Origin of the sequence: Blastococcus saxobsidens (assembly GCF_010682065.1) — a bacterium.
Classification (GTDB): domain Bacteria; phylum Actinomycetota; class Actinomycetes; order Mycobacteriales; family Geodermatophilaceae; genus Blastococcus; species Blastococcus saxobsidens_B.
In genome coordinates, this window is sequence record NZ_JAAGWG010000007.1 from 113,123 (window position 1) to 133,065 (window position 19,943).

The 19,943-nt window shown below is 74.0% G+C and carries 21 protein-coding genes and 2 tRNA genes; 9 read left to right on the top strand and 14 right to left on the bottom strand.

The window, feature by feature from the left end; genetic code table 11:
- Positions 1-549 carry a GNAT family N-acetyltransferase gene (locus tag GCU60_RS05870; RefSeq protein WP_163203152.1) on the top strand — a complete coding sequence of 183 codons (549 nt, stop codon included), beginning with the start codon at positions 1-3 and terminating at the stop codon, positions 547-549.
- A gap of 78 nt (positions 550-627) precedes the next feature.
- On the opposite strand, the gene map is transcribed toward GCU60_RS05870, so the two are convergent.
- A complete protein-coding gene (gene map, locus GCU60_RS05875; RefSeq protein ID WP_163203154.1) occupies positions 628-1,398 on the bottom strand; it encodes a type I methionyl aminopeptidase in 771 nt (256 codons plus the stop codon).
- A 54-nt stretch (positions 1,399-1,452) separates the two neighbouring features.
- Here map and GCU60_RS05880 point away from each other — a divergent pair, with 54 nt between their 5' ends.
- Positions 1,453-1,722, top strand: coding sequence for a helix-turn-helix domain-containing protein (locus GCU60_RS05880; RefSeq protein ID WP_163203156.1), 270 nt, complete (start codon positions 1,453-1,455; stop codon positions 1,720-1,722).
- Here the strand turns inward: GCU60_RS05880 and GCU60_RS05885 are convergent.
- A complete protein-coding gene (locus GCU60_RS05885) occupies positions 1,712-2,032 on the bottom strand; it encodes an antibiotic biosynthesis monooxygenase (protein ID WP_163203158.1) in 321 nt (106 codons plus the stop codon). The genes GCU60_RS05880 and GCU60_RS05885 overlap by 11 nt on opposite strands.
- 80 nt (positions 2,033-2,112) lie before the next feature.
- On the opposite strand from GCU60_RS05885, the gene GCU60_RS05890 reads away from it, so the two are divergent.
- On the top strand, positions 2,113-2,622 hold the full coding sequence (locus tag GCU60_RS05890; RefSeq protein ID WP_163203161.1) for a VOC family protein: 510 nt from the start codon (positions 2,113-2,115) through the stop codon (positions 2,620-2,622).
- A gap of 85 nt (positions 2,623-2,707) precedes the next feature.
- Here the strand turns inward: GCU60_RS05890 and GCU60_RS05895 are convergent, their stop codons facing one another.
- From GCU60_RS05895 to GCU60_RS05910, 4 genes are all read right to left on the bottom strand, one after another.
- Positions 2,708-2,995: a GNAT family N-acetyltransferase gene (locus GCU60_RS05895; RefSeq protein ID WP_163203163.1), complete on the bottom strand. Its 288-nt coding sequence runs from the start codon at positions 2,993-2,995 to the stop codon at positions 2,708-2,710.
- An 8-nt stretch (positions 2,996-3,003) separates the two neighbouring features.
- A complete protein-coding gene (locus tag GCU60_RS05900) occupies positions 3,004-3,222 on the bottom strand; it encodes a ferredoxin (protein ID WP_163203165.1) in 219 nt (72 codons plus the stop codon).
- The gene (locus tag GCU60_RS05905; RefSeq protein WP_345770420.1) at positions 3,219-4,532 is read right to left on the bottom strand and encodes a cytochrome P450; all 1,314 of its coding nucleotides are present in this window, start codon (positions 4,530-4,532) and stop codon (positions 3,219-3,221) included. Before GCU60_RS05905 ends, GCU60_RS05900 begins: the two co-directional genes overlap by 4 nt.
- A gap of 165 nt (positions 4,533-4,697) precedes the next feature.
- Positions 4,698-4,774 (bottom strand) — tRNA-Met (locus tag GCU60_RS05910).
- 83 nt (positions 4,775-4,857) lie between these two features.
- Here GCU60_RS05910 and GCU60_RS05915 point away from each other — a divergent pair.
- A complete protein-coding gene (locus GCU60_RS05915; RefSeq protein WP_163203167.1) occupies positions 4,858-5,931 on the top strand; it encodes an aminotransferase class V-fold PLP-dependent enzyme in 1,074 nt (357 codons plus the stop codon).
- A 134-nt stretch (positions 5,932-6,065) separates the two neighbouring features.
- Positions 6,066-6,584: a hypothetical protein gene (locus GCU60_RS05920; RefSeq protein WP_163203169.1), complete on the top strand. Its 519-nt coding sequence runs from the start codon at positions 6,066-6,068 to the stop codon at positions 6,582-6,584.
- 74 nt (positions 6,585-6,658) lie between these two features.
- On the opposite strand, the gene GCU60_RS05925 is transcribed toward GCU60_RS05920, so the two are convergent.
- From GCU60_RS05925 to GCU60_RS05935, 3 genes are all read right to left on the bottom strand, one after another.
- Positions 6,659-6,735: transfer RNA gene (locus GCU60_RS05925), tRNA-Met, on the bottom strand.
- Positions 6,736-6,802: 67 nt separating this feature from the next.
- A complete protein-coding gene (locus GCU60_RS05930) occupies positions 6,803-9,772 on the bottom strand; it encodes a UPF0182 family protein (RefSeq protein ID WP_204261539.1) in 2,970 nt (989 codons plus the stop codon).
- A gap of 238 nt (positions 9,773-10,010) precedes the next feature.
- Positions 10,011-11,033 carry a S16 family serine protease gene (locus GCU60_RS05935; protein ID WP_163203173.1) on the bottom strand — a complete coding sequence of 341 codons (1,023 nt, stop codon included), beginning with the start codon at positions 11,031-11,033 and terminating at the stop codon, positions 10,011-10,013.
- Positions 11,034-11,142: 109 nt separating this feature from the next.
- Between GCU60_RS05935 and GCU60_RS05940 the strand changes: the two genes are divergently transcribed.
- A complete protein-coding gene (locus GCU60_RS05940) occupies positions 11,143-12,492 on the top strand; it encodes a zinc-dependent metalloprotease (RefSeq protein ID WP_163203175.1) in 1,350 nt (449 codons plus the stop codon).
- A gap of 66 nt (positions 12,493-12,558) precedes the next feature.
- Here GCU60_RS05940 and GCU60_RS05945 read toward each other — a convergent pair whose 3' ends face one another.
- Positions 12,559-13,149 carry a M48 metallopeptidase family protein gene (locus GCU60_RS05945; protein WP_345770421.1) on the bottom strand — a complete coding sequence of 197 codons (591 nt, stop codon included), beginning with the start codon at positions 13,147-13,149 and terminating at the stop codon, positions 12,559-12,561.
- A gap of 409 nt (positions 13,150-13,558) precedes the next feature.
- Between GCU60_RS05945 and GCU60_RS21500 the strand changes: the two genes are divergently transcribed.
- From GCU60_RS21500 to GCU60_RS05955, 3 genes are all read left to right on the top strand, one after another.
- Entirely contained in the window at positions 13,559-13,711 is a 153-nt protein-coding gene (locus GCU60_RS21500; RefSeq protein ID WP_170977676.1) for a DUF5679 domain-containing protein, read from the top strand.
- A 168-nt stretch (positions 13,712-13,879) separates the two neighbouring features.
- The gene (locus GCU60_RS05950) at positions 13,880-14,995 is read left to right on the top strand and encodes a ThiF family adenylyltransferase (protein WP_163203177.1); all 1,116 of its coding nucleotides are present in this window, start codon (positions 13,880-13,882) and stop codon (positions 14,993-14,995) included.
- A gap of 66 nt (positions 14,996-15,061) precedes the next feature.
- Positions 15,062-16,384, top strand: a complete 1,323-nt coding sequence (locus tag GCU60_RS05955) for an ABC1 kinase family protein (protein ID WP_345770422.1) — start codon at positions 15,062-15,064, stop codon at positions 16,382-16,384.
- 144 nt (positions 16,385-16,528) lie between these two features.
- Here GCU60_RS05955 and GCU60_RS05960 read toward each other — a convergent pair whose 3' ends face one another.
- From GCU60_RS05960 to GCU60_RS05975, 4 genes are all read right to left on the bottom strand, one after another.
- Positions 16,529-16,708 carry a hypothetical protein gene (locus GCU60_RS05960; RefSeq protein WP_163202956.1) on the bottom strand — a complete coding sequence of 60 codons (180 nt, stop codon included), beginning with the start codon at positions 16,706-16,708 and terminating at the stop codon, positions 16,529-16,531.
- 35 nt (positions 16,709-16,743) lie between these two features.
- A complete protein-coding gene (locus GCU60_RS22040) occupies positions 16,744-16,959 on the bottom strand; it encodes a WhiB family transcriptional regulator (protein ID WP_430537409.1) in 216 nt (71 codons plus the stop codon).
- A 293-nt stretch (positions 16,960-17,252) separates the two neighbouring features.
- A complete protein-coding gene (locus tag GCU60_RS05970) occupies positions 17,253-17,552 on the bottom strand; it encodes a hypothetical protein (protein ID WP_163203180.1) in 300 nt (99 codons plus the stop codon).
- A gap of 192 nt (positions 17,553-17,744) precedes the next feature.
- Positions 17,745-19,772 (bottom strand): ATP-dependent helicase, encoded by a 2,028-nt coding sequence (locus tag GCU60_RS05975; RefSeq protein WP_163203182.1) that lies wholly within the window; start codon positions 19,770-19,772, stop codon positions 17,745-17,747.
- Between the last annotated feature and the right edge of the window lie 171 nt (positions 19,773-19,943).

Here is a 19,943-nt window from a genome sequence, read left to right on the forward strand (position 1 = left end):
ATGACCGCGGGGTACACGATCCGGCCGGTGCGGGCGGACGAGTGGCGCGAGGCCAGGGCGCTGCGCCTCGCGGCGCTCACCGACGAGGCGGCGGGCATCGCCTTCCTCGAGACGTACGACGAGGCGGTCGTGCGCCCGGACGATTTCTGGCAGGAGCGCACGGCGAGGTCGTCCTCCGACGCCGGCCCCGAGGCGGACGTCCGCCAGTTCGTCGCGGTGGCCGACGACGGCACCTGGGTCGGCACCGCAGCCGCACTCGTCGAGAAGGCCGGCACCGAGGACTACTCCGGCGAGACCATCGCGCAGGACGCCGGACACGTGGTGGCTGTGTACCTGCACCCCGACCACCGCGGCCGCGGCGTGATGGAGGACCTCTTCGACGCCGCCACGGGCTGGTTCCGGGAGCGCGGACTCCGACGCGCCCGACTGCACGTGCACGAGGACAACGCCCGCGCCGAGCGCTTCTACGCGCGATACGGCTTCCGGCCCACCGGCGAGGGCTTCGACGGCCCGCACGGGTGGGAGCGGGAGATGGTCCTGCCGCTCTGAGCCATCCCGGGCTCGACGGGTCATACGAACTCGGGGTGATCAGCGGGCGATGACCACGAGTTCGCATGACTCGGTCGATCAGCGCGGCGCGGTCAGGATCCTGGGGCCGTCCTCGGTGACGGCGACGGTGTGCTCCACGTGGGCGGCGCGGCTGCCGTCGGCGCTGCGCAGCGTCCAGCCGTCGGCGTCGACGGTGTAGTCGTCGCTGCCACCGGCGAGGAACCACGGCTCGATCGCGATCACCAGCCCGGCGCGCAGCGGCACACCACGGCCAGGACGGCCCTCGTTCGGCACCGACGGCGCCTCGTGCATCGAGCGGCCGACCCCGTGGCCGCCCTGGTCGGTGTTGATGCCGCAGCCGCCGGCCCGGCCGACGGACCCGATCGCGGCGGAGATGTCGCCGACCCGGTTGCCGACGACGGCCGCTGCGATGCCCGCCGCCAGCGCCCGCTCGGTGGTGGCGACCAGCGCCAGGTCCTCCGGGCGCGGGGTGCCGATCGGGTAGGTCATCGCCGCGTCGCCGACCCAGCCGTCGAGGGTGGCGCCGGCGTCCACGCTGAGCAGGTCGCCGTCCTCCAGCACCTCCGGCGTCGGGATGCCGTGCAGGGCGACGTCGTTGACCGACAGGCAGAGCACCCCCGGGAACGGGGGGGTCGTCGACAGCGGCGCGTAGCCGAGGAACGGCGACGACGCACCGGCGTCGGCCAGGACGTCGCGGGCGATGGCGTCGAGCCGGGTCAGCCGGACCCCGGGCGCCGCGGCGGCGCGCACGGCGGCGTGCATGTCGGCGACGACCGCGCCGGCGGCCCGCATGGCGTCCAGCTCGCCGGGGGTGCGCAGCTCGATCACGGTGTCCTCCTCGCAGCTACCGGTATTGCTATCGGCGGTATTACTATCACGGGCATGGTCCGACCGCCGCTGACGCCCGAGGAGCGCGAGCGCGGGCGCCGGCTGGGCGCGCTGCTGCGCGAGGCGCGGGGTGACCGGTCCCCGGCCGAGGTGTCGGCCACCTCGGGCGTGAGCCTCGAGGTGCTGCGCAAGATCGAGTCAGGGCGCGTGCCGACCCCCACCTTCTTCACCGTGGCCGCGCTCGCGCACGCGCTCGGCCTGCCCCTGGACCGCCTGGCCGAGCGGCTGGGCGAGCCGGCCGACGGGACGGCGCTCACCGCCTGAGTTCCGCCGGCGGATCCGCCGTCAGCACCGTCGTGAAGTGCTCGACGACCGGAAACGGGGCGTAGAACCCGTGCAGCAGCGCCCGCCACTGCCCGTAGGCGGCCGAGCGGCGGAAGCCCTCGGTGTGGTCCTCCAGCCGGTCCCACTCGACGAGCAGCAGGTAGCCGGTGTCGCGCTCGAGGCAGCGGGACAGCGTGAGCCGCTGGAACCCGGGGCTGGCGGCGATGAACCGCCGGGCCTCGGCGAACGCCGCCTCGAAGGCCGCCTGCTCCCCCGGCCGGACGGTGAGCAGCGCGTGTTCGAGGACCACGCGGGCACGGTACGGGGGCCCGGGAACGAGTTCGCCGACCCGCCGGTTGGAGTGCGTGACCGCCCAGGGAGGAGACCACGATGAGCACCACCGAGAGCACCCGCGACCTGGCCGCACTCGAGGCCCAGCGCGACCGGATCCGCGAGGCCCACCTGAAGCCGACCGGCGAACGCCCCGCCTCGACCGCCCGGGGACTGCACCACACGGCACTGATCAGCTCCGACGTCGAACGGACCGTCCGCTTCTACCAGGACGTCCTCGGCTTCCCGCTGACCGAGCTCATCGAGAACCGCGACTACCCCGGCTCCTCGCACTTCTTCTTCGACATCGGGAACGGCAACCTGCTGGCCTTCTTCGACTTCCCCGGGCTGGACGTCGGCCCGTACGCCGAGGTGCTCGGCGGCCTGCACCACATGGCCATCAGCGTCGACCCGCAGCGCTGGGAGGAGCTGGTGCAGCGGCTCACCGAGGCAGGTGTCGCGCACGAGGTCCACAGCGGCGTCTCGGTGTACTTCCGCGACCCCGACGGCGCCCGCATCGAGCTCATCGCCGACCCGCTCGGCGAGATGTACGGCCAGCACGTGCTGTGAGCTGACCACCCGTCGGAGGGCCGGAGAGGCCCCCTGCAGGGCCCCGCCGCGAGCGTGCGAGCGGAGGGGGGCAGGGGGTCCTTCGTCAGTCGCGGTCGGCGACCAGGTCTGCGTAGTCGGGGTGCCGCTCGATCCAGCCGGCGACGAACGAGCAGCTCGGCACCACCGAGCCGCCACGCGAGCGCACCTCGTCCAGCGCCGCGCGCACCAGCGTGCTGCCCAATCCGGACTGGCCGGCGTCCGGGTCGACCTCCGTGTGGTGGAACACGAACGTGTCGCCGCGGCGCTGGTAGGCGGCCAGACCCAGGACGCGATCGCCGTCGCGGATCTCGAACCGGTCGTTCTCGGGGACGTCGATGACAGTGGTCTCCATGCCGGTGCTCAACCGGCCGCGCCGGCCGGCTGTTCCGAGACCAGGGCCAGCGCCCGGGTGGGGCAGGTCCGCACCGCCGCCTCGACGTCGGGCAGGTCCCCCTCCGCCGGCTCGGGCACCAGCACCGCGACGACGCCGTCGTCGGTGACCTCGAAGACGTCGGGGGCCAGCGCCTCGCAGGCGCCCGAACCGACGCACCGCTCCCCGTCGACCGCGATGCGGGTCATGCGGCGCCCCCGAGGCGGGCCGGCAGCCGCTTCAGCCCGTTGACGAACGAGGACTGCAGGCGGGCGGGCGGACCGGTGATCTCCAGGTCGGGCAGCTGCTCGAAGACCTTCCGGAACGTCAGTGCCAGCTCCCGGCGGGCCAGGTGGGCGCCCAGGCAGAAGTGCGGCCCCTTGGACCCGAAGCCGACGTGCGGGTTGGGGTCGCGCGCGAGGTCGAACCGGTGCGGCTCGGCGAAGACCGCGGGGTCCCGGTTCGCGGCGGCGTAGAAGAGCAGGAACTTGTCGCCGGCGGCGAAGGGGTAGCCGTTGAGCTCCCCGTCCCGGGTCGCGGTCCGGCGCATCCAGGTGATCGGGCTGGTCCAGCGGACGATCTCCTCGACCGCCGTCCGGGTCAGCTCGGGCTCGGCGACCCAGCGGGCCCGCTGGTCGGGGTGCTCCTGCAGGGCCAGCAGCCCCTGGGAGATGGCGTTGCGGGTCGTCTCGTTGCCGGCCACCAGCAGCAGGATGAAGAACGATGCGATCTCCTGGTGGCTGAGCCGCTCGCCGTCGACCTCCGTCGTCACCAGCGCGGTGGTCAGGTCGTCACGGGGATCGGTCACCCGCTCGGCGGCCAGCCGCTCCATCAGGCCGGCCAGCTCGATCCCGGCCATCAGCAGGTCGGTGAGCGGGTCCTCGACGTCCACGAGCTCCGGATCGCCGCCGGAGAGGATCACGTTGGACTTGGCCAGGACCAGCGCGCGGTCCTCGGCGGGGATGCCCATCATGTCGCAGATGACGCGCAGCGGGATCGGTGCGGCCAGGTCGGCGACGACGTCGATCGTGCCGTCCCCCGCCTCGGCCGCGCGTCGCGCCTCGACGAGGACCTCGTCGACGATGCTCTCCACCGACGCGATGACCCGCTCCAGCATCCGCGGGGTGAACGTCTTGGAGACGATCCGCCGGATCCGGGCGTGCCGAGGGTCGTCCATGCTGATCAGCGAGCCGTAGAAGTCGTTGAGGTCGGCGGGGATGTCCTGGATGGAGACCGCACCCTGCCCCGAGCAGAAGACGGCGGGCTGGCAGCTGATCGCCTCGAGGTCGGCGTAGCGGGTCACTGCGTGGTACCCCGGACCGCTCTGCATGTTCGGGATCTCGGGTTCGGCGAAGAAGGCGAACGGGCGGACCTCCCGCAGCCGGTCGAAGACGGCGTGCCGCTCGGCCGGCGGGCGGACCCAGAACTCGCGGTCGGAGAGGTCGATGCCGAGGTCCTCGGCCCCGGCCCGCCGCGGGAGCGGCGCCGTTCCCTGCGTGGCTGCTGCGTCGACGGACACCTGGTCACTCCCCTGCGGATCGGTCGGGATCCGAACGCTAGAGACCGGGCGCGTGACGCACAACACACCTGTGCAGATCGGTGGCGGAGAGGGTGCACCACGCACTGCCCCGGCGCCATCGGGAACGACGAAGGCCCGGTCACCGTGGTGACCGGGCCTTCGTGGTGGTAGCGGGGACAGGATTCGAACCTGCGACCTCTGGGTTATGAGCCCAGCGAGCTACCGAGCTGCTCCACCCCGCGTCGGTAGACCAACCATACACGCCGTCGGGACCTCCGCGTCGGGACCCCTCCCGGGGCTGCCCGGCGACGGGCAGGATCGGCGCGTGACCGACGCTGCCCCCGCGGCCGGACGGGTTCGCGCCGCCCAGGCCGAGTTCGCCGCCGAGACGACCTACCTCAACACCGCCGCCGTCGGGCTCCCACCCGGCAGCACCGTGCAGGCGGTGCAGCAGGCGCTCGGGACGTGGCAGGCCGGTCGGGCGCACGCCCCCGACTACGACCGCCCGGTGGCGCGGTCGAGGGCCGCCTACGCCGAACTCGTCGGCGTCCGCCCCGCCGACGTCGCGATCGGCAGCACGGTGAGCGCCTTCGCCGGCCTCGTCGCGGCCGCCCTGCCCGACGGCAGCGAGGTGCTGACGGCGACGGGCGAGTTCACCAGCGTGCTGTTCCCGTTCCTGGCCCAGGCCGGCCGCGGCGTGCGGGTCCGCGAGGTCCCGCTCGAGGACCTGCCCAACGCCGTCACCCCCCGCACCACCCTCGTCGCCGTCTCCGCCGTCCAGTCGGCCGACGGCCGGGTCGCCGACCTCGACGCGCTCGTCGGGGCCACCGAGGACGCCGGGACGCGGGTGCTGCTGGACACCACCCAGGCGGTCGGCTGGCTCCCCGTCGACGCCGACCGGTTCAGCTACACGACCGGCGGCGGCTACAAGTGGCTGCTCGGTCCGCGCGGCACCTGCTTCGCCACGGTCCGCGCCGACGCGCTGGACACCCTCGTCCCGCACGCGGCCGGCTGGTATGCCGGCGAGGACCCGTGGACCAGCATCTACGGTGGGCCGCTGCGCCTGGCCGCCGGCGCCCGCCGGTTCGACGTCTCCCCCGCGTGGCTGTCCTGGGTCGGGCAGGCGCCGGCGCTGGAACTGCTCGCAGGCGTCGGACGAGCGGCCCTGCACGACCATGCCGTCGGCCTGGCCGACCGCTTCCGCGCCGCCGTCGGTCTCCCCCCGGGGAACTCGGCGATCGTGAGCCTCGACGTGAGCCCGGGCACCGACGCGGCACTGGCGGAGGCCGGCGTGGTGGCCAGCATGCGCGCTGGGCGGCTGCGGCTGGCGTTCCACCTGCCCAACACCGACGACGACGCCGATCGGGCGGCGGAGGTGCTCGCCGGCCGGGTGCGCTGAGCGCGCCGGGCCGGCCGGCCGAGGGGTGCCCGTGTGAGTGGTGGGACAGCCCTGCCCCACCGGCCCCAGGGGCGTTGCGCGCCTTCCCGTCGCGCACTCCGGGCCCGCCTACAGTCCGGCTCGTGGTGGGGGACATGGCGACGAGCGCGTTCGTCGGCGACCCGCAGCCGGTGGAGATCCACCACCGCGGGATCTGGTACTCCGGCGAGCTGCTGGGCTGGCGGCACACGGCCGACGGCCGGGTGGCCGCCCGGGTGCGGTGCACCGTCGACGGGCTGCGGCACTCGACGTGGAAGGACCTCGCCGAGCTGCGCCTCCCCGACCCCGCGCACCCGCCGCGGCGGGAGCCGTTCCCGGCCGCCCCGGCCCGCCCCATGGCCGGCACGCCGGTCGAGGAGGAGGACCGCACCCGACCGAACAACGTCTTCGCCGGACTCGGCAGCCGGCCCGCCAAGCCCGCACACGTCCTCGCACCGCCGCCCCCCGGCGCCGCGCCGACCCCCGCCCCGGCGCGCGAGCCGGTCGTGCACGCCGCTGCCGCGGAGACCCGGGCGCGGCCGGTCCCCTACCGTCGCAGCGCCCAACTGCGCCAGTCCGACGCCTGGTCGCGGGACTGGGCCGGCGAGCACGACGACCGGCTCAGCCCCGTCTGACCCCGAATCCGCGCACTGCCCGGACCTGCGGAACGACGAAGGCCCGGTCCCCTGGGGGGACCGGGCCTTCGTGGTGGTAGCGGGGACAGGATTCGAACCTGCGACCTCTGGGTTATGAGCCCAGCGAGCTACCGAGCTGCTCCACCCCGCGTCGGTGAGACCACCTTACCACCGGTGCGAGGGGCGGGTGCCGGGGCCCCAGCACCCACCCCTCCGCGTCAGCCGCCCTCGCTCGCGCGCTGCGCCTCCTGGTAGGCGGTCACGGCCGTCTGCAGGTCCGCCAGGGCCTGCCCCTGGGCGGCGAAGTCACCCGAGCGCTGCGCGTCGGCGAGTGCCCGCAGCGCGGCGTTCATGTCCTCCACCGCGTCGGCCAGCACCGGGGCCGGCGCACCGTCGGTGCCGCCCCCGGCATCAGGCGCCGGCGGTGCCGGCGTCTCCGGGGTCTCCGGCGTCTCCGGCAGGTCACCGGCCGCGTCGCCGTCCGGGCCCTGGTCGTCGGTGTCGCCGTCGTTGTCCGTGGCGAGCTCACCGGCGCCGTCGCCGAATACCTGGTCGAGCGCCGCGGCCAGCGTGTCGGCGTACCCGACCCGGTCGCCGTAGTTGACGAGCACCTTCCGCAGCAGCGGGTAGGAGTTCTCCCCGGTGCCCTCGACGTACAGCGGCTCGACGTAGAGCAGGCCGCCGTCGCCGATCGGCAGGGTGAGCAGGTTGCCGAACACCGGCTTGGAGTCCGCGCTGCGGAACAGGTTCAGGTCCCGCGCGACGTCGTCGTCGGTGTTGAACGTCTGCTGCACCTGCTGGGGACCGCGGAACGGGGTGTTGCCCGGCAGCCGCAGCACCTTGATGTCGCCGTAGGTCTCCGGGTCGCTGGACGCGGAGATGAAGGCGGAGAGGTTCTGCCGGTTGAACGCGTTGAGCGCGCTCGTCAGCTGGAACGTGGCCCCGTCCTCCCCCGGGCGGCCGGCGAGGATGTAGTACGGCGGCTGGTCCTGGTCGGTGTTCTGCGTCGGGTCGTCCGGGATCTGCCAGCGGTCGTTGCCGGTGTAGAAGGTCTGCGGGTTGTCGACGTGGTAGCGGGTGAGGATGTCCCGCTGCACCTTGAACAGGTCCTCCGGGTAGCGCACGTGGCTGCGCAGCTCGTCGCTCATCGCGCTGTTGGGCTGCACCACGCCGGGAAACGCCTTCATGAAGGTCTGGAGGACCGGGTCGTCCTCGTCCCAGGCGTAGAGCGTCACCGTGCCGTCGTAGGCGTCGACGGTGGCCTTCACCGAGTTGCGGATGTAGTTGAAGGTCTCGTTCGGCAGCGCCGTGGTGCCGGTGCCGGTGAGGGCGTCGGCCGCCGCCTCGCCCAGCTGCATCTGCTCGGCGTAGGGGTAGGAGTCCGACGTGGTGTAGCCGTCGAGGATCCACTGGATCTCGCCGTCGATGACCGCGGGGTACGGGTCGCCGTCGACCTCGAGGAAGGGCGCGGCCTTCTCCACCCGGTCTCGGGGGTCGCGGACGTAGAGCACCTTGGACTCGTCGTTCACCGCGTTCGAGAGCAGGAAGTTGCGCTCCCGGTAGTAGATGGCGAAGGCCAGCTGACGGAAGAAGCTGCCGACCTCGACGCCGCCCTCGCCGTCGTAGGTGTTGTTGATCGCCTCCTCCTCCGACCCGCCCTCCGGCTGGTCGAACTCGATCGGGTCGGCGCCCTCGGGCGCCCCGACCACGGAGTAGTCCTCGATCAGCTCGCCGTAGTAGATCCGGCTCTCCTCGACGTCGATCGTGCCGCGCGTGGGCAGGTCACGGGTGGTGAAGTTCGGCTCGCCACCCTCCTGCCCGCGGGACACGACCTCGTTCGCCGGCGCCGCCACGAACCCGTTGCCGTGCGTGTAGACGGTGTGCCGGTTGAGCCAGGTGTCCTGGTTCTCCGACAGGCCCGCGCTGTCGAGCTCGCGGACGGCCACGACGTAGTCCCGGGTCTCGCCGTCGATGGTGTACCGGTCGACGTCCAGCTTCTCGGGGAAGCCGTAGACGTTGCGGATCTGCTGACGCGCGGTGAACGTGTCCGACAGGACGTTCGGGTCCAGCAGCCGGGCGTTCGGGATGGTCTCGGTGTCGTCCCGCAGGGCCGCCAGCGCCGCCTCCGGGTCCACCTGGTCGCCGGTGGTCTGCTGCGCGTAGTCGACGTAGTCGATCTCGGTCAGGTCGTAGGCCTCGCGCGTCGACTGGATGGCCCGCTCGATGTAGGGGGCCTCCTTCTGGTTGGCGCTCGGCTTGACCACGAACTGCTGGACGATGGCCGGGTAGGCCACGCCGATCACCAGGCTGGAGACCAGCAGCAGCACCAGCGCCATCGCCGGGAGCAGGAAGTTGCGGACCAGGATGTTGGCGAAGAACGCCAGCGCGCAGACGGCCGCGACCCACATGAGGATCGTCTTGGGCACCAGCAGGGCGTTGACGTCGGTGTAGCTGGCGCCGGTGAACACGTCACCGCGGTTGGAGTAGACGAGCCCGTAGCGGTCCAGCCAGTAGGCGACGGCCTTGAGCGCGACGAACACCCCGACCAGGACCGACAGCTGCACGCGCGCGGCGGCGGTCAGCTTCTGGCCCGGCGTCTGCAGCCGCAGGCCCCCGAACACGTAGTGCGTCAGCAGCGACCCGATGAGGGCCAGGATCGCGATCGCGAAGCCGAAGCCGAGCAGCAGCCGGTAGAAGGGGTAGTCGAAGACGAAGAACGACAGGTCGACGTTGAACTGCGGGTCGGTCCGGCCGAAGTCGGTGCTGTTGCGGAAGGACAGCCACGTCTCCCAGTTCGCCTGGGCGGTGAAGCCGGCGAACAGACCCAGGACGACCGCGATGCCGGTGAGCACCAGGCCGCGGCGGGGCTCCAGCGACTGGCGGTAGCGCTCGAGGTTCTGCTGCTCCAGCGACATCGGCCGGAAGGTGGGGCGGAACCGGTAGGCGAGGTACATCGCCAGCGCCGTCAGCCCGCCGGTGGCCACGCCGGCCACGGCGAACAGCAGCGCCCTGGTCTGGAGCTCGGTCCAGAAGACCTCGGTGAAGCCGGCGGCGTCGAACCAGAGGTAGTCGACGTAGACGTTCGTCAGCGTCCCGACGACGGTGAACAGCACCAGCAGGACGGCGATGGCGCCGATGACCAGCTTGGCGCGCCGCGACAGCGTCGGTACCGGCACGGGGGGCCGCATGGCCACGAGCGGGCTCCTTCGGTTTGCAGGCGTGGCCCTGCGGGCCACGGTCCGGCCGGCCGCGAGGGCCGGATGATGCGCGGCCGGGTGCGCCCCGGCCTGCCCAGGACAACGCACCGCGCGGCGCGTGGTTCCCGGTCCGCCCACCGTCGGAGGCGGGCCTGCACAGCTTCCCCCACGCGGACGACGTCGTGCCGCCGGGGCGGCGCGACCGGGCAGGACCCGGTACGAGCGCCGGTCAGCAGGACTCGGGCGTCCGACCGGCGCGCAGGTCCGCGAGCGCCTGCAGGGCGTCGTCGAGGGTGGCCACCTTGGCCATGGGGACGCCGGTGTCGGGCGCGGCCGCCGCCTCGGCGCAGTTCCCGGCCGGCACGAGGAACAGCTCGGCCCCGATGTCCCGCGCGGCCGCCATCTTCAGCGCGATGCCGCCGATCGGCCCGACGGCCCCCTGCAGGTCGATGGTGCCCGTGCCGGCCACGGCCTTCCCGCCGGTGAGGTCCTGCTCCCCGACGAGGTCGAGGATGCCGAGCGTCAGCATGAGGCCGGCGGAGGGGCCGCCCACGTCGGCCACCTGGATGTCGACGTCGAAGGGCGCCGAGGGCTGGTCGAGCACCGACACCCCGAGCAGGGACCCCGACCGGTCCTCGGCCGCCATGGTGGTGATCGTCGTCGTGCCCGGCTCGCCCAGCCGGGTGTAGGCCACCGGGACCGTGGTGCCGGGCGGGATGTCGGCGAGCACCCCGGCCAGGACCTCGGAGTCCGGCACCGGCCGCCCGTCGACCAACTCCAGCGCGTCGCCCTCCTCCAGGCGCCCCTCGGACGGTGAGTCCTCGGGCAGCGCCCGGACGACGACCTTCTGCGGGAAGCCCAGCTCGCCGAGCGCGACGCTCTCGGCGGCCTGCTCGGAGGTGATGAACGCCTGGCGGTTGACCTTGCGGGTCTCCTCCTCGCTGCGGTCCGGCGGGTACACCGACTCCTCGGGGACGACGGCGACCTCGTCGTCGAACCACCCGCGCACCGCCTGCACGAGGCTCAGGCCACCTCGGCTGACGCCGACCGTGGTCAGGGTCAGGTCGCCCTCGACCTCGTTGGGCTCCCGCCCCTGCACCGCGATGATGGGCTCGCCGTCGATGTCGCCGAGGGTGTTGAAGGTCGGCCCGGGCACCTGCGCCACGTACGGGACGGGGACCGTGGTGCCGAGCACGCCGAACACCAGAAGCAGCACAGCACCGAGGCTGAGGACGGCGATCCGACGGGTCACGAGGCGCGAGCCTATGTCGCCGACCTGGGCGGCGCCGTCGGCCGGCTCCGTCCGCTCCCGGCGAAACGCTGGGCCCCCGGCGGGAAGATCACGCGTCTACCGTGGACCCATGAGCGACGTGCCCTTCGGATTCGGCCCGCCCGACCGCGACCCCGAGCGCCGCGAGCCCGGTCGCGGAGACCAGGGCGGCGGTGACCCGTTCGGCCTGGGGGCGCTGTTCGGCGGCATCGCCGGCGGCGGCTCGCCGGAGGACGTGCTCGGGAAGATGCCGCTGTTCGCCGAGCTGCAGAAGCTCATGAACTGGTCGGGCGGCCCGGTCAACTGGGACCTCGCGCGGCAGGGCGCCATCAGCGGCCTGGCGGCGGGGCACCAGCCCGCGTCGGATCCCGAGCGGTCCGGTGCGGCCGAGGCGCTGCGGCTGGCCGACCTCTGGCTGGACCAGGTGACCGAGCTGCCCTCGGGCATCGAGCGCACCGCCGCGTGGTCGCGCGTGGAGTGGGTGGAGCAGACCCTGCCCGCCTGGACCGCGCTGATCGACCCGCTCGCCGAGAAGGTCGTCGCCGCGATGACCAGCGCCCTCCCCCAGGAGGCGGCGATGTCGTTCGGGCCGATCGCCGGGATCATGGGCCGGATGGGTGGGCTGATGTTCGGCGCCCAGGTCGGGCAGGCCATGGGCAAGCTCGCCGAGGAGGTGCTCACCAGCACCGACGTCGGGCTGCCGCTCGCACCGGCCGGCACGGGGGTGCTGGTGCCGCAGAACCTCGCCGCGTTCGCCGAGGGGCTGGACCGCCCGGCCGACGAGGTGCGGCTGTTCGTCGCGCTGCGCGAGGCGGCGTCCCAGCGGCTGTTCGCCCACGTGCCGTGGCTGCGCCAGCAGCTGCAGGACGCGGTGCACGCCTACGCCCGCGGGATCTCCATCGACCGCGAGGCCATCGAGCGCGGCATCAACGAGGCGATGGCCGGGGGCATGGGCGGCATCGACCCCAGCGACCCCGAGAGCATCCAGCGGCTGCTGGGCAGCGGCGTCCTGGAGCCGGAGGAGACCCCCGAGCAGCAGATGGCACTGCGCCGCCTGGAGACCCTGCTCGCCCTGGTCGAGGGGTGGGTGGACACCGTCGTGGCGGCCGCGGCCGCCGACCGCCTGCCCGGGCACGGCGCGCTCGCCGAGACCATGCGTCGTCGGCGGGCCTCCGGCGGACCGGCCGAGCAGACCTTCGCCACCCTCGTCGGCCTCCAGCTGCGGCCGCGCCGGCTGCGGGACGCCGCCACCGTCTGGGGCGCCATGACGCAGCAGCACGGGGCCGAGGCCCGCGACGCCCTGTGGTCCCACCCCGACCTGCTGCCGACGTCCGACGACCTGGACGAGCCGCTGGACTTCGTCGCCCGGCAGGGACTGGACGACGAGCTGCGGGCCCTCACCGCCGACGACGCCGAGCCGGAGAAGCCCGAGGACCAGTAAGGCCCCGCCGCGAGCGGGTCACGTGCTGGAACGGCCCTCGGCAGGGCCCTGCAGGAGGGTCCTGCTTCAGTCGACGTCGTCGGGCGAGGTCTCCAGCCCGGCGGCACCGGCCGTGGCGGCGAGCTCCACGCCCTCGAGGAAGCCGCGCGCCCGCTCCGCCCGCGGATAGCGGGCGACCAGCGCCCAGAAGCGCTCGTCGTGGCCGGGCTCCAGCAGGTGCACCAGCTCGTGCACCAGCACGTAGTCCACGACGTAGTCGGGCATCGACTGCAGCCGGCTGGACAACCGGATGCTGCGGTCGGCCGGGGTGCAGGAGCCCCAGCGGCGGTGCTGGTTGTCGACCCACCGGACGCTCGCCGGCTCGGCCAGCCCGTCCAGGTGGGCCGCCGACAGCGAGCGGGCCCGGCTCAGGAGCTCGGTGTCCCCACCCATGGACCGCTTGCGGCGCTCCTCGCGCGTACGCAGCTTGGCCACCATCTGGGCCACCCAGCGCTGCTCCTCGGCGGGGCTGAACGCCGCCGGGATGAGCACGACGGTGCGCCCCATCTCCCGGTAGGCGGTCACCGTCCGGCGACGGCGCGGGCTGCGCCGGACCTCCACGACATCGCCGTCCGCCGGCTCAGGCAGGGCGGAGGCATCGGAAGGGGTTGCGGGCACGGGGGAACCGTAAGACACCCGACCGGCGTCGCGCCTGCGCACGGACACCCTCTCGGGTGCAGGTCGCACGGACGGTGGACACGGCGGCGTCTCCAGACGGTGACGATGTGCCGGCCGGCGCCCGTCCACAACCCGGACGGGGGCATCTGCGCAGCTGGACGCCGGGTCCGGGGCTGCGGACAGCGAGGTGTCCCCCGGCCGTCCCCGGGCCACGCACAGCGACACGCCTGTTCCTCCCCATCGCGTCCACAGGTCTGTCCACAGCTGTGGGTGACTGAGTGCGACCGTCGGTCCGCCGGCGGCCCAGCGGGCACGCCGCCGAGGGCATCGGGTGGGCCGCGCCCGGGTAGCGTTCCCGCGCAACGGCGCCCGGCGTGCGAGCCGGAGCGCCCCGAGACGAGGAGATCCCGTGGCGGAGAGCTACAACGGCTACTGCGTGAAGTGCAAGGACAAGCGCGACTTCGACGGCGAGGTCAAGGTCAGCGAGTCCGGTCGCCGGATGGCGCAGGGCACCTGCCCCGTGTGCGGCACCAAGATGAACCGGATCCTCGGCAAGGCCTGAACGAGGACCACCCTCCTCCCACGCCTCGCACGCTCGGCGCGGGCCCCTGGAGGGTGGCCGTTCCATCGACTCACCACGGCGGCGTCCCTCCCGGGGACGCCGCCGTTCGCCGTCCGGGGCCTGTGGAGAACCGCCACCCGCCGTCGTCCCGGCTGCCACGCTGCCGGGGTGATCGAGAACGCCCATCCCCTCCTGCCCGCCGCCACCCCCTTGCTGCACGGCGAGGGGGACACCGTGCAGGTCGGTGGCGTCGATTCGACCGACGGCGTGCTGCTGGGGCCGGCCCGGGGCCTGCCACAGGTGCTGCGCGGTCTCGACGGCCGGAGGTCCCAGCGCACGGTGCGGGAGGAGGCGGCCGGAGCGGGGCTCGATCCCGGACTGCTCGACGCCGTCCTCGACGCCCTGCGGGGGGCCGGCCTGCTCACCGACCTCGACCCCGCCGACCTGCTCGCCGTGGGGGCCGGCCCGGCCGCGGTGGCGCGGGCCACCGTCGAGTTGCCCTCCGCGGTCGGCAACCCGCCGTTGCCCGTGTGGCGGACGCGGAGGCTGTCCACCGTGGTCGTCGACGGCGCCACACGGGTCGGTACGCCGCTGGCCGCCGTGCTCGCGGCCAGCGGCGTGGGTCGCGTGGTCGTGCGGGACACCGGCGTGGTGACGGCGGCGGACGCCGTCGTCGGTGGGCTGACGGCCGCCGACGAGGGTCGTCCCAGGGTGCTCGCGGCGGCCGACGCGGTGCGCCGGGTGGACCCCGCGGCCGACCTGCGCCCGCTCCCGCCCGGGACCGTGCCGGACCTCACGGTGCTCACCCGGCCGTGGGCGGCGTCCGATCCCGTCGCGGCCGGCCGGGCGGACGACGGCGCGCACCTGGTGGCGACGGTGCGGGGCGAGACGGGCGTCGTCGGCCCCCTCGTGGTCCCGGGCGCGACCAGCTGCCTGCGCTGCGCCGACCTGCACCGGCGGGACAGCGACCACCGGTGGCCGCGGCTGGCCGCCCAGCTCACCGCGGCCGAGGCACCGGCCAGCGGCTCGACGGCGACCTGCCTGCTCACCGCGCTCCTCGCGGCCGGCCAGGTGCTGGCCTACCTGGACGGCACCGGCGCGCCCGTGACGCTCGAGGCGACCGTCGAGGTGCGGCCGCCCGATCTCGTCCCCCGGCTGCGCCGGTGGCCGGCGCACCCGTCCTGCGCGTGCGGCGCGGCGGGGGCCCCTTCCCCCTCGCCGGGAGGGGACGATCCCGCTCCTCCCGGCGGGACCTCCCCCGGACAAGGGACAATGGGCAGCTGAGCGAGCTCACGGGCTCACCGCACACGACACGGCCCCGCTTCCGCGGGTCGCCGGCGAGGAGGACGCGTGAGTGACGAGCGACCGGTGATGCCACGGGGATCGGTCGCGCGCACGGCGCGCCTGGCGTCCCTGCCGCTGGGCGCCGCGGGTCGGGCCACGCTCGGGCTGGGCAGGCGGCTGTCCGGGCAGTCCGCGGAGACGGTGAACGCCGAGCTCCAGCAGCGCACCGCCGAGCAGCTGTTCGCCGTCCTGGGCCAGCTGAAGGGCGGGGCCATGAAACTCGGCCAGACGTTGTCGGTGTTCGAGGCGGCGGTGCCCGAGGAGATGGCCGCGCCCTACCGGGAAGCGCTCACCAAGCTGCAGGAGGAAGCACCTCCGATGCCGGTGCGGACGGTGCACGCGGTGCTCGCCCAGCAGCTGGGCGGGACCTGGCGGCAGCGCTTCGAGGAGTTCGACGACGCCCCCGCGGCGGCGGCGAGCATCGGGCAGGTGCACCGGGCGACGTGGCGGGACGGCCGGGACGTCGCGGTGAAGATCCAGTACCCGGGCGCGGGGACGGCCCTGATGTCCGACCTCAACCAGCTCGCCCGGTTCGCCCGCCTCTTCTCGTCGCTCTTCCCCGGGCTCGACGTCAAGCCGCTGATCGCCGAGCTGAAGGCGCGGGTGATCGAGGAGCTCGACTACGGCCTGGAGGCCGACGCGCAGCGGGCATTCGCTGCCGCCTACGCCGGCGACGCGGAGATCGCGGTGCCCCGGGTCGTGGCAAGTGCGCCGAAGGTCGTGGTCTCCGAGTGGCTGGAGGGCACGCCGCTGTCGCGGATCATCGCCGACGGCTCACGGGAGCAGCGGGACCGCGCGGGGCGGCTGCTGGCGGTGCTGCACTTCTCGGGCCCGCAGCGCGCCGGCCTGCTGCACGCCGACCCGCACCCGGGCAACTTCCGGCTGATGCCGGACGGGCGTCTGGGCGTCATCGACTTCGGTGCGACCGCACGGCTGCCCGACGGGCACCCCGAGCCGATCGGCCGGCTGCTGCGCTGGGCGCTGGCCGGCCGTGCGGCCGAGGTGCTGGCCGACCTCCGCTCGGAGGGCTTCGTGCGGCCGGGCGTGGACATCGACCCGGAGGGGGTCCTGGACTACCTGCGGCCGCTCCTGGAGCCGGTCGCCGGCGCTCGCTTCCACTTCACGCGGGCCTGGATGCAGGAGCAGGCGGCCCGCATCGCCGACCCGCGCACCGAGGCCAACCGCCTGGGACGCCAGCTGAACCTGCCGCCGGCGTACCTGCTGATCCACCGGGTCACGATCGGTTCGATCGGGGTCCTCTGCCAGCTCGACGCCGCCACCGACTGGCGAGCGGTGCTCGAGGAGTGGCTCCCCGGCTTCGCGGACTGAGACGCGTACCTCCGGACAGCACCACGACGCGGGGTGGTCGTGCCGAGTGGGGCCCGGAGGGCTCCGCGCAGGCAGGACGGACCCGCTCCACGCGAACCGGGGACGGCACGTGGTCGCGGTGCGGTCCGGAGGATCGCGATGTGTTCAGTAGACGGCGGCGCTGGCGCGTGCGGCCCGGCGGACCGCACGCTCGGCCCGACGGTTGGCCCGTCGTGCCAGGTAGAGACGCCGGGCACGTGCAGCCGCCCGGGCCTCGGCCTGCAGCTCTGCGGATCTGCTGCGGGCCATCTCGTGCTCGATGGAGTACATCGCTGGTTCCTTCACTGTGCTGAGGGTCTGTCGGGACATGACGTCGGGGCTCACGCGGCGACCACCTTCCGGGGGCGGCCCCGCGGCCGCTTCCGGGCGATGACCTCGCCCCGCTCGAAGATCTCGCCGCCCCAGACGCCCCACGGCTCGGCGCGGTCGAGCGCACCGGCCAGGCACGACTGGCGCACCGGGCAGCTGCCGCAGTGACCCTTCGCGAGCTCGAGCTCGCTCGGGCTCTCGGCGAACCACAGATCCGGGTCCTCCACCCGGCACGGCAGCGGGAGCCGGACCGGAGCGGGAGACAGGGGCGGGCGAGGCCGTCCCCGGTGGGGCGGGTGGGGAAAGGTCGGCGTCGGTCCACCGGTCCGGGGGAGCCCGGGTCGGCGGTGGGACGTCGGGCGGTCGATCGTCTGCTGCACTGCCGCTCCTCCTCGTACTCGTCGGGTACGGCCGGCGGGGGCCCGCCGACCGAAGTCGGGGCCGGGCGCCGCGGAGGAAACACAAAGGCCGCGGATCCCGGGGTTCGGGTTCCGCGGCCTCGAGGAGGACCGGTCGAGCGCTAGCTCTGCGGTCTCCCCGGGGAATGGATCCCGAGGGTGGTGCCGTCGTTCGTGGGCAGGTAGGTGGGCGCGAGGAAGCGCTCGACGAGGGGCTCGTGCACGCGGCGCCGGCCGGTGACGAGGGCGTTGGTGCCGGTGGCGGCGGTCACCGGAGCGGTGCGCCGGCAGGCGACTGCGGGCAGACCGGTCCCCTGGAACGGAGCGGCGGCACCGGACATGGTGGAGCCACTCGTGCGCACGTCAGCGCCGCCCAGGCCGAGGAGGTCGGCGGACGGGGCAAGCCACGTCGTGGTGATCATCGAAATGCCCCTCCTTCCTCGCTCCGCGTCCCGGCCGACGGCCGGGCTCGCACGGGGGTGCAGCTCGTGTGGTCAGGACCATAGGGGTCCTGCTCAGAACCGGTCAAACGAATTAACGGAACTTCCTGCGGACGGGCCCGAGGGCGGGTCCGGCGCCGCATGTCGTCGCCCTCGGCGACGGCATGCGCCCGCTCAGCCGCTGACCGCGGCCAGCACGTCGTCGCCGTAGAGCTCCAGCTTCTTCGCGCCGATGCCGGGCAGCCCCGCGAGCTCGCGCAGGGTGGCCGGCCGGCTCTCCGCGATCGCCTGGAGCGTGGCGTCGGTGAAGACGACGTAGGCCGGCACCGATGCCGACTGCGCCGCCTGGCTGCGCCAGGTCCGGAGCCGCTCGAACAGCTCGCCGGCCTCGCCCTCGAGCACCACCTTGGGTCGCTTCGTCGACCGACGGGCCGGCGGGGCGGTGGGTCCGGACTCCGGCGCCAGGCCGGTGAGGAACTGGCTGCGCGGTCGGGACCGCCGTCCACCGGGGTTGCGCGCCAGGGACCACGACAGGGTCAGCTGCTCGCGGGCCCGCGTGATCGCCACGTACAGCAACCGCCGCTCCTCCTCGACCGCGTCGGGCCGGCTGAACGACTGCGCGATGGGCAGCACGCCCTCGACGAGCCCGACGACGAACACGACGTCCCACTCCAGGCCCTTGGCCGCGTGCATCGAGGCGAGGGTGACGCCCTGGACCGTCGGCGCGTGCTGCTGGTCGGCCCGCTCGGCGAGGTGGGTGACGAAGCCCGCGAGGTCCAGCGAGGGGTTCTCCGCCACCAGGTCGACGGCGAGGTCGACCAGCGCGGCCAGCGACTGCCAGCGGTCGCGCGCCGCGCCACCGGGCGGCGGCCGGTGCTCCGCCCAGCCGGTGGAGGCCAGCACGTCCCGGACGGCGGGGACGAGCATCCCGGGCTCGTTGCCGCCGGCTGCCGCGCCCCGCAGCAGGAGCACCGCCTCGCGCACCTCGGGCCGCTCGAAGAAGCGCTCGCCGCCCCTCAGCACGTAGGGCACGCCCGCGGCGGCCAGCGCGTTCTCGTAGACCTCGGACTGCGCGTTGATCCGGAACAGGACGGCGATCTCCGCGGCCGGCAGGCCCTCGTCGATGAGCGCGCGGCACCGGGCGGCGACGGCGGCGGCCTCGGCCGGCTCGTCGGGGTGCTCGGCGAAGCGCGGCTCGGCGCCGTCGGCCCGCTGGCCCAGCAGCCGCAGCCCGGGCAGCCCCTTGCGGCGGGGGGCCATCCCGATGAGCTTGTTGGCCAGTCCCACGACCTGGGGGGTGGAGCGGTAGTCGCGCTCGAGCTTGACCACCTCGGCGTCGGGATAGCGGTCGGCGAAGCCGAGCAGGTAGTCGGGGTTGGCACCGGTGAAGGAGTAGATGGTCTGGTTGGGGTCGCCCACGACGCAGAGCTCGGCCCGGCCACCGAGCCAGGCGTCGAGCAGCCGCTGCTGCAGTGGGTTGACGTCCTGGTACTCGTCGACCACGAAGTGCCGGTACTGCGCGCGCACCGCCCGTGCGACGTCCTGGTGCTCCTCCAGCGCGTAGGCGGTGACGAGCAGCAGGTCCTCGAAGTCCAGCGATCCGTCGCGCTGCTTGGCCGACTCGTAGCTCTCGTAGACCGCCGCCACCGCGGCCGGCTCGAACGGCGTCTCGCGGCCCGCCGCCTTGGCGCGCGCCGGGTAGTCCTCCGGGGTGGCCAGGGTGGTCTTCGCCCACTCGATCTCGCTGGCGAGGTCGCGCAGGCTCGTGCGGTCGGTGGTCAGCCGGTTGCGGGTGGCCGCGGACGCCACGACGCGCAGCTTGTTCTCGATCAGCGCGGGCATGGGCCCGCCGAGCACCCGGGGAGCGAAGTAGCGCAGCTGCCGCATGGCCGCCGCGTGGAAGGTGCGTGCCTGCACCCCGCCGACGCCGAGACCGGCCAGCCGGGACCGCAGCTCGCCGGCGGCCCGGGCGGTGAAGGTCACTGCCAGGACCTGCTCGGCGACGTACGTGCCGGTGTGCACCCCGTAGGCGATCCGGTGGGTGATCGTGCGGGTCTTGCCCGTGCCGGCACCGGCCAGGATGCACACCGGCCCGGTGACGGCGCTCGCCGCGGCGCGCTGCTCGTCGTCCAGCCCCGCGAGGACGGCCTCGGCCCGGGAGGACGGCTCCGCGCGGCCGTCCACGGCCCCGATCTGCGTCATCCGTCCTCCTCCGATCGACCGTGCGTCGCCTCCCGATCCTGTCAGCCGGCACCGACGTCGGCGGGAACCATCCCCAGGAGGACGGCGTCGCCCCGGACACACCTCGCCCACCGGGCCGTACGCGCCTGCGCGTAGCTGTTCGGCGGCGCTCCGCAGCCGTTCCTATGCTCG

Excerpts from the sequence above, each read along its gene's own strand:
- GCU60_RS05870 (WP_163203152.1), top strand. The coding sequence starts at position 1 with ATGACCGCGGGGTACACGATCCGGCCGGTGCGGGCGGACGAGTGGCGC.
- GCU60_RS05895 (WP_163203163.1), bottom strand. The coding sequence starts at position 2,995 with ATGGAGACCACTGTCATCGACGTCCCCGAGAACGACCGGTTCGAGATC.
- GCU60_RS05880 (WP_163203156.1), top strand. The coding sequence starts at position 1,453 with ATGGTCCGACCGCCGCTGACGCCCGAGGAGCGCGAGCGCGGGCGCCGG.
- GCU60_RS05975 (WP_163203182.1), bottom strand. The coding sequence starts at position 19,772 with ATGACGCAGATCGGGGCCGTGGACGGCCGCGCGGAGCCGTCCTCCCGG.
- GCU60_RS05900 (WP_163203165.1), bottom strand. The coding sequence starts at position 3,222 with ATGACCCGCATCGCGGTCGACGGGGAGCGGTGCGTCGGTTCGGGCGCC.
- GCU60_RS05920 (WP_163203169.1), top strand. The coding sequence starts at position 6,066 with ATGGCGACGAGCGCGTTCGTCGGCGACCCGCAGCCGGTGGAGATCCAC.
- GCU60_RS05890 (WP_163203161.1), top strand. The coding sequence starts at position 2,113 with ATGAGCACCACCGAGAGCACCCGCGACCTGGCCGCACTCGAGGCCCAG.
- GCU60_RS05940 (WP_163203175.1), top strand. The coding sequence starts at position 11,143 with ATGAGCGACGTGCCCTTCGGATTCGGCCCGCCCGACCGCGACCCCGAG.
- GCU60_RS05970 (WP_163203180.1), bottom strand. The coding sequence starts at position 17,552 with ATGATCACCACGACGTGGCTTGCCCCGTCCGCCGACCTCCTCGGCCTG.
- GCU60_RS05930 (WP_204261539.1), bottom strand. The coding sequence starts at position 9,772 with ATGCGGCCCCCCGTGCCGGTACCGACGCTGTCGCGGCGCGCCAAGCTG.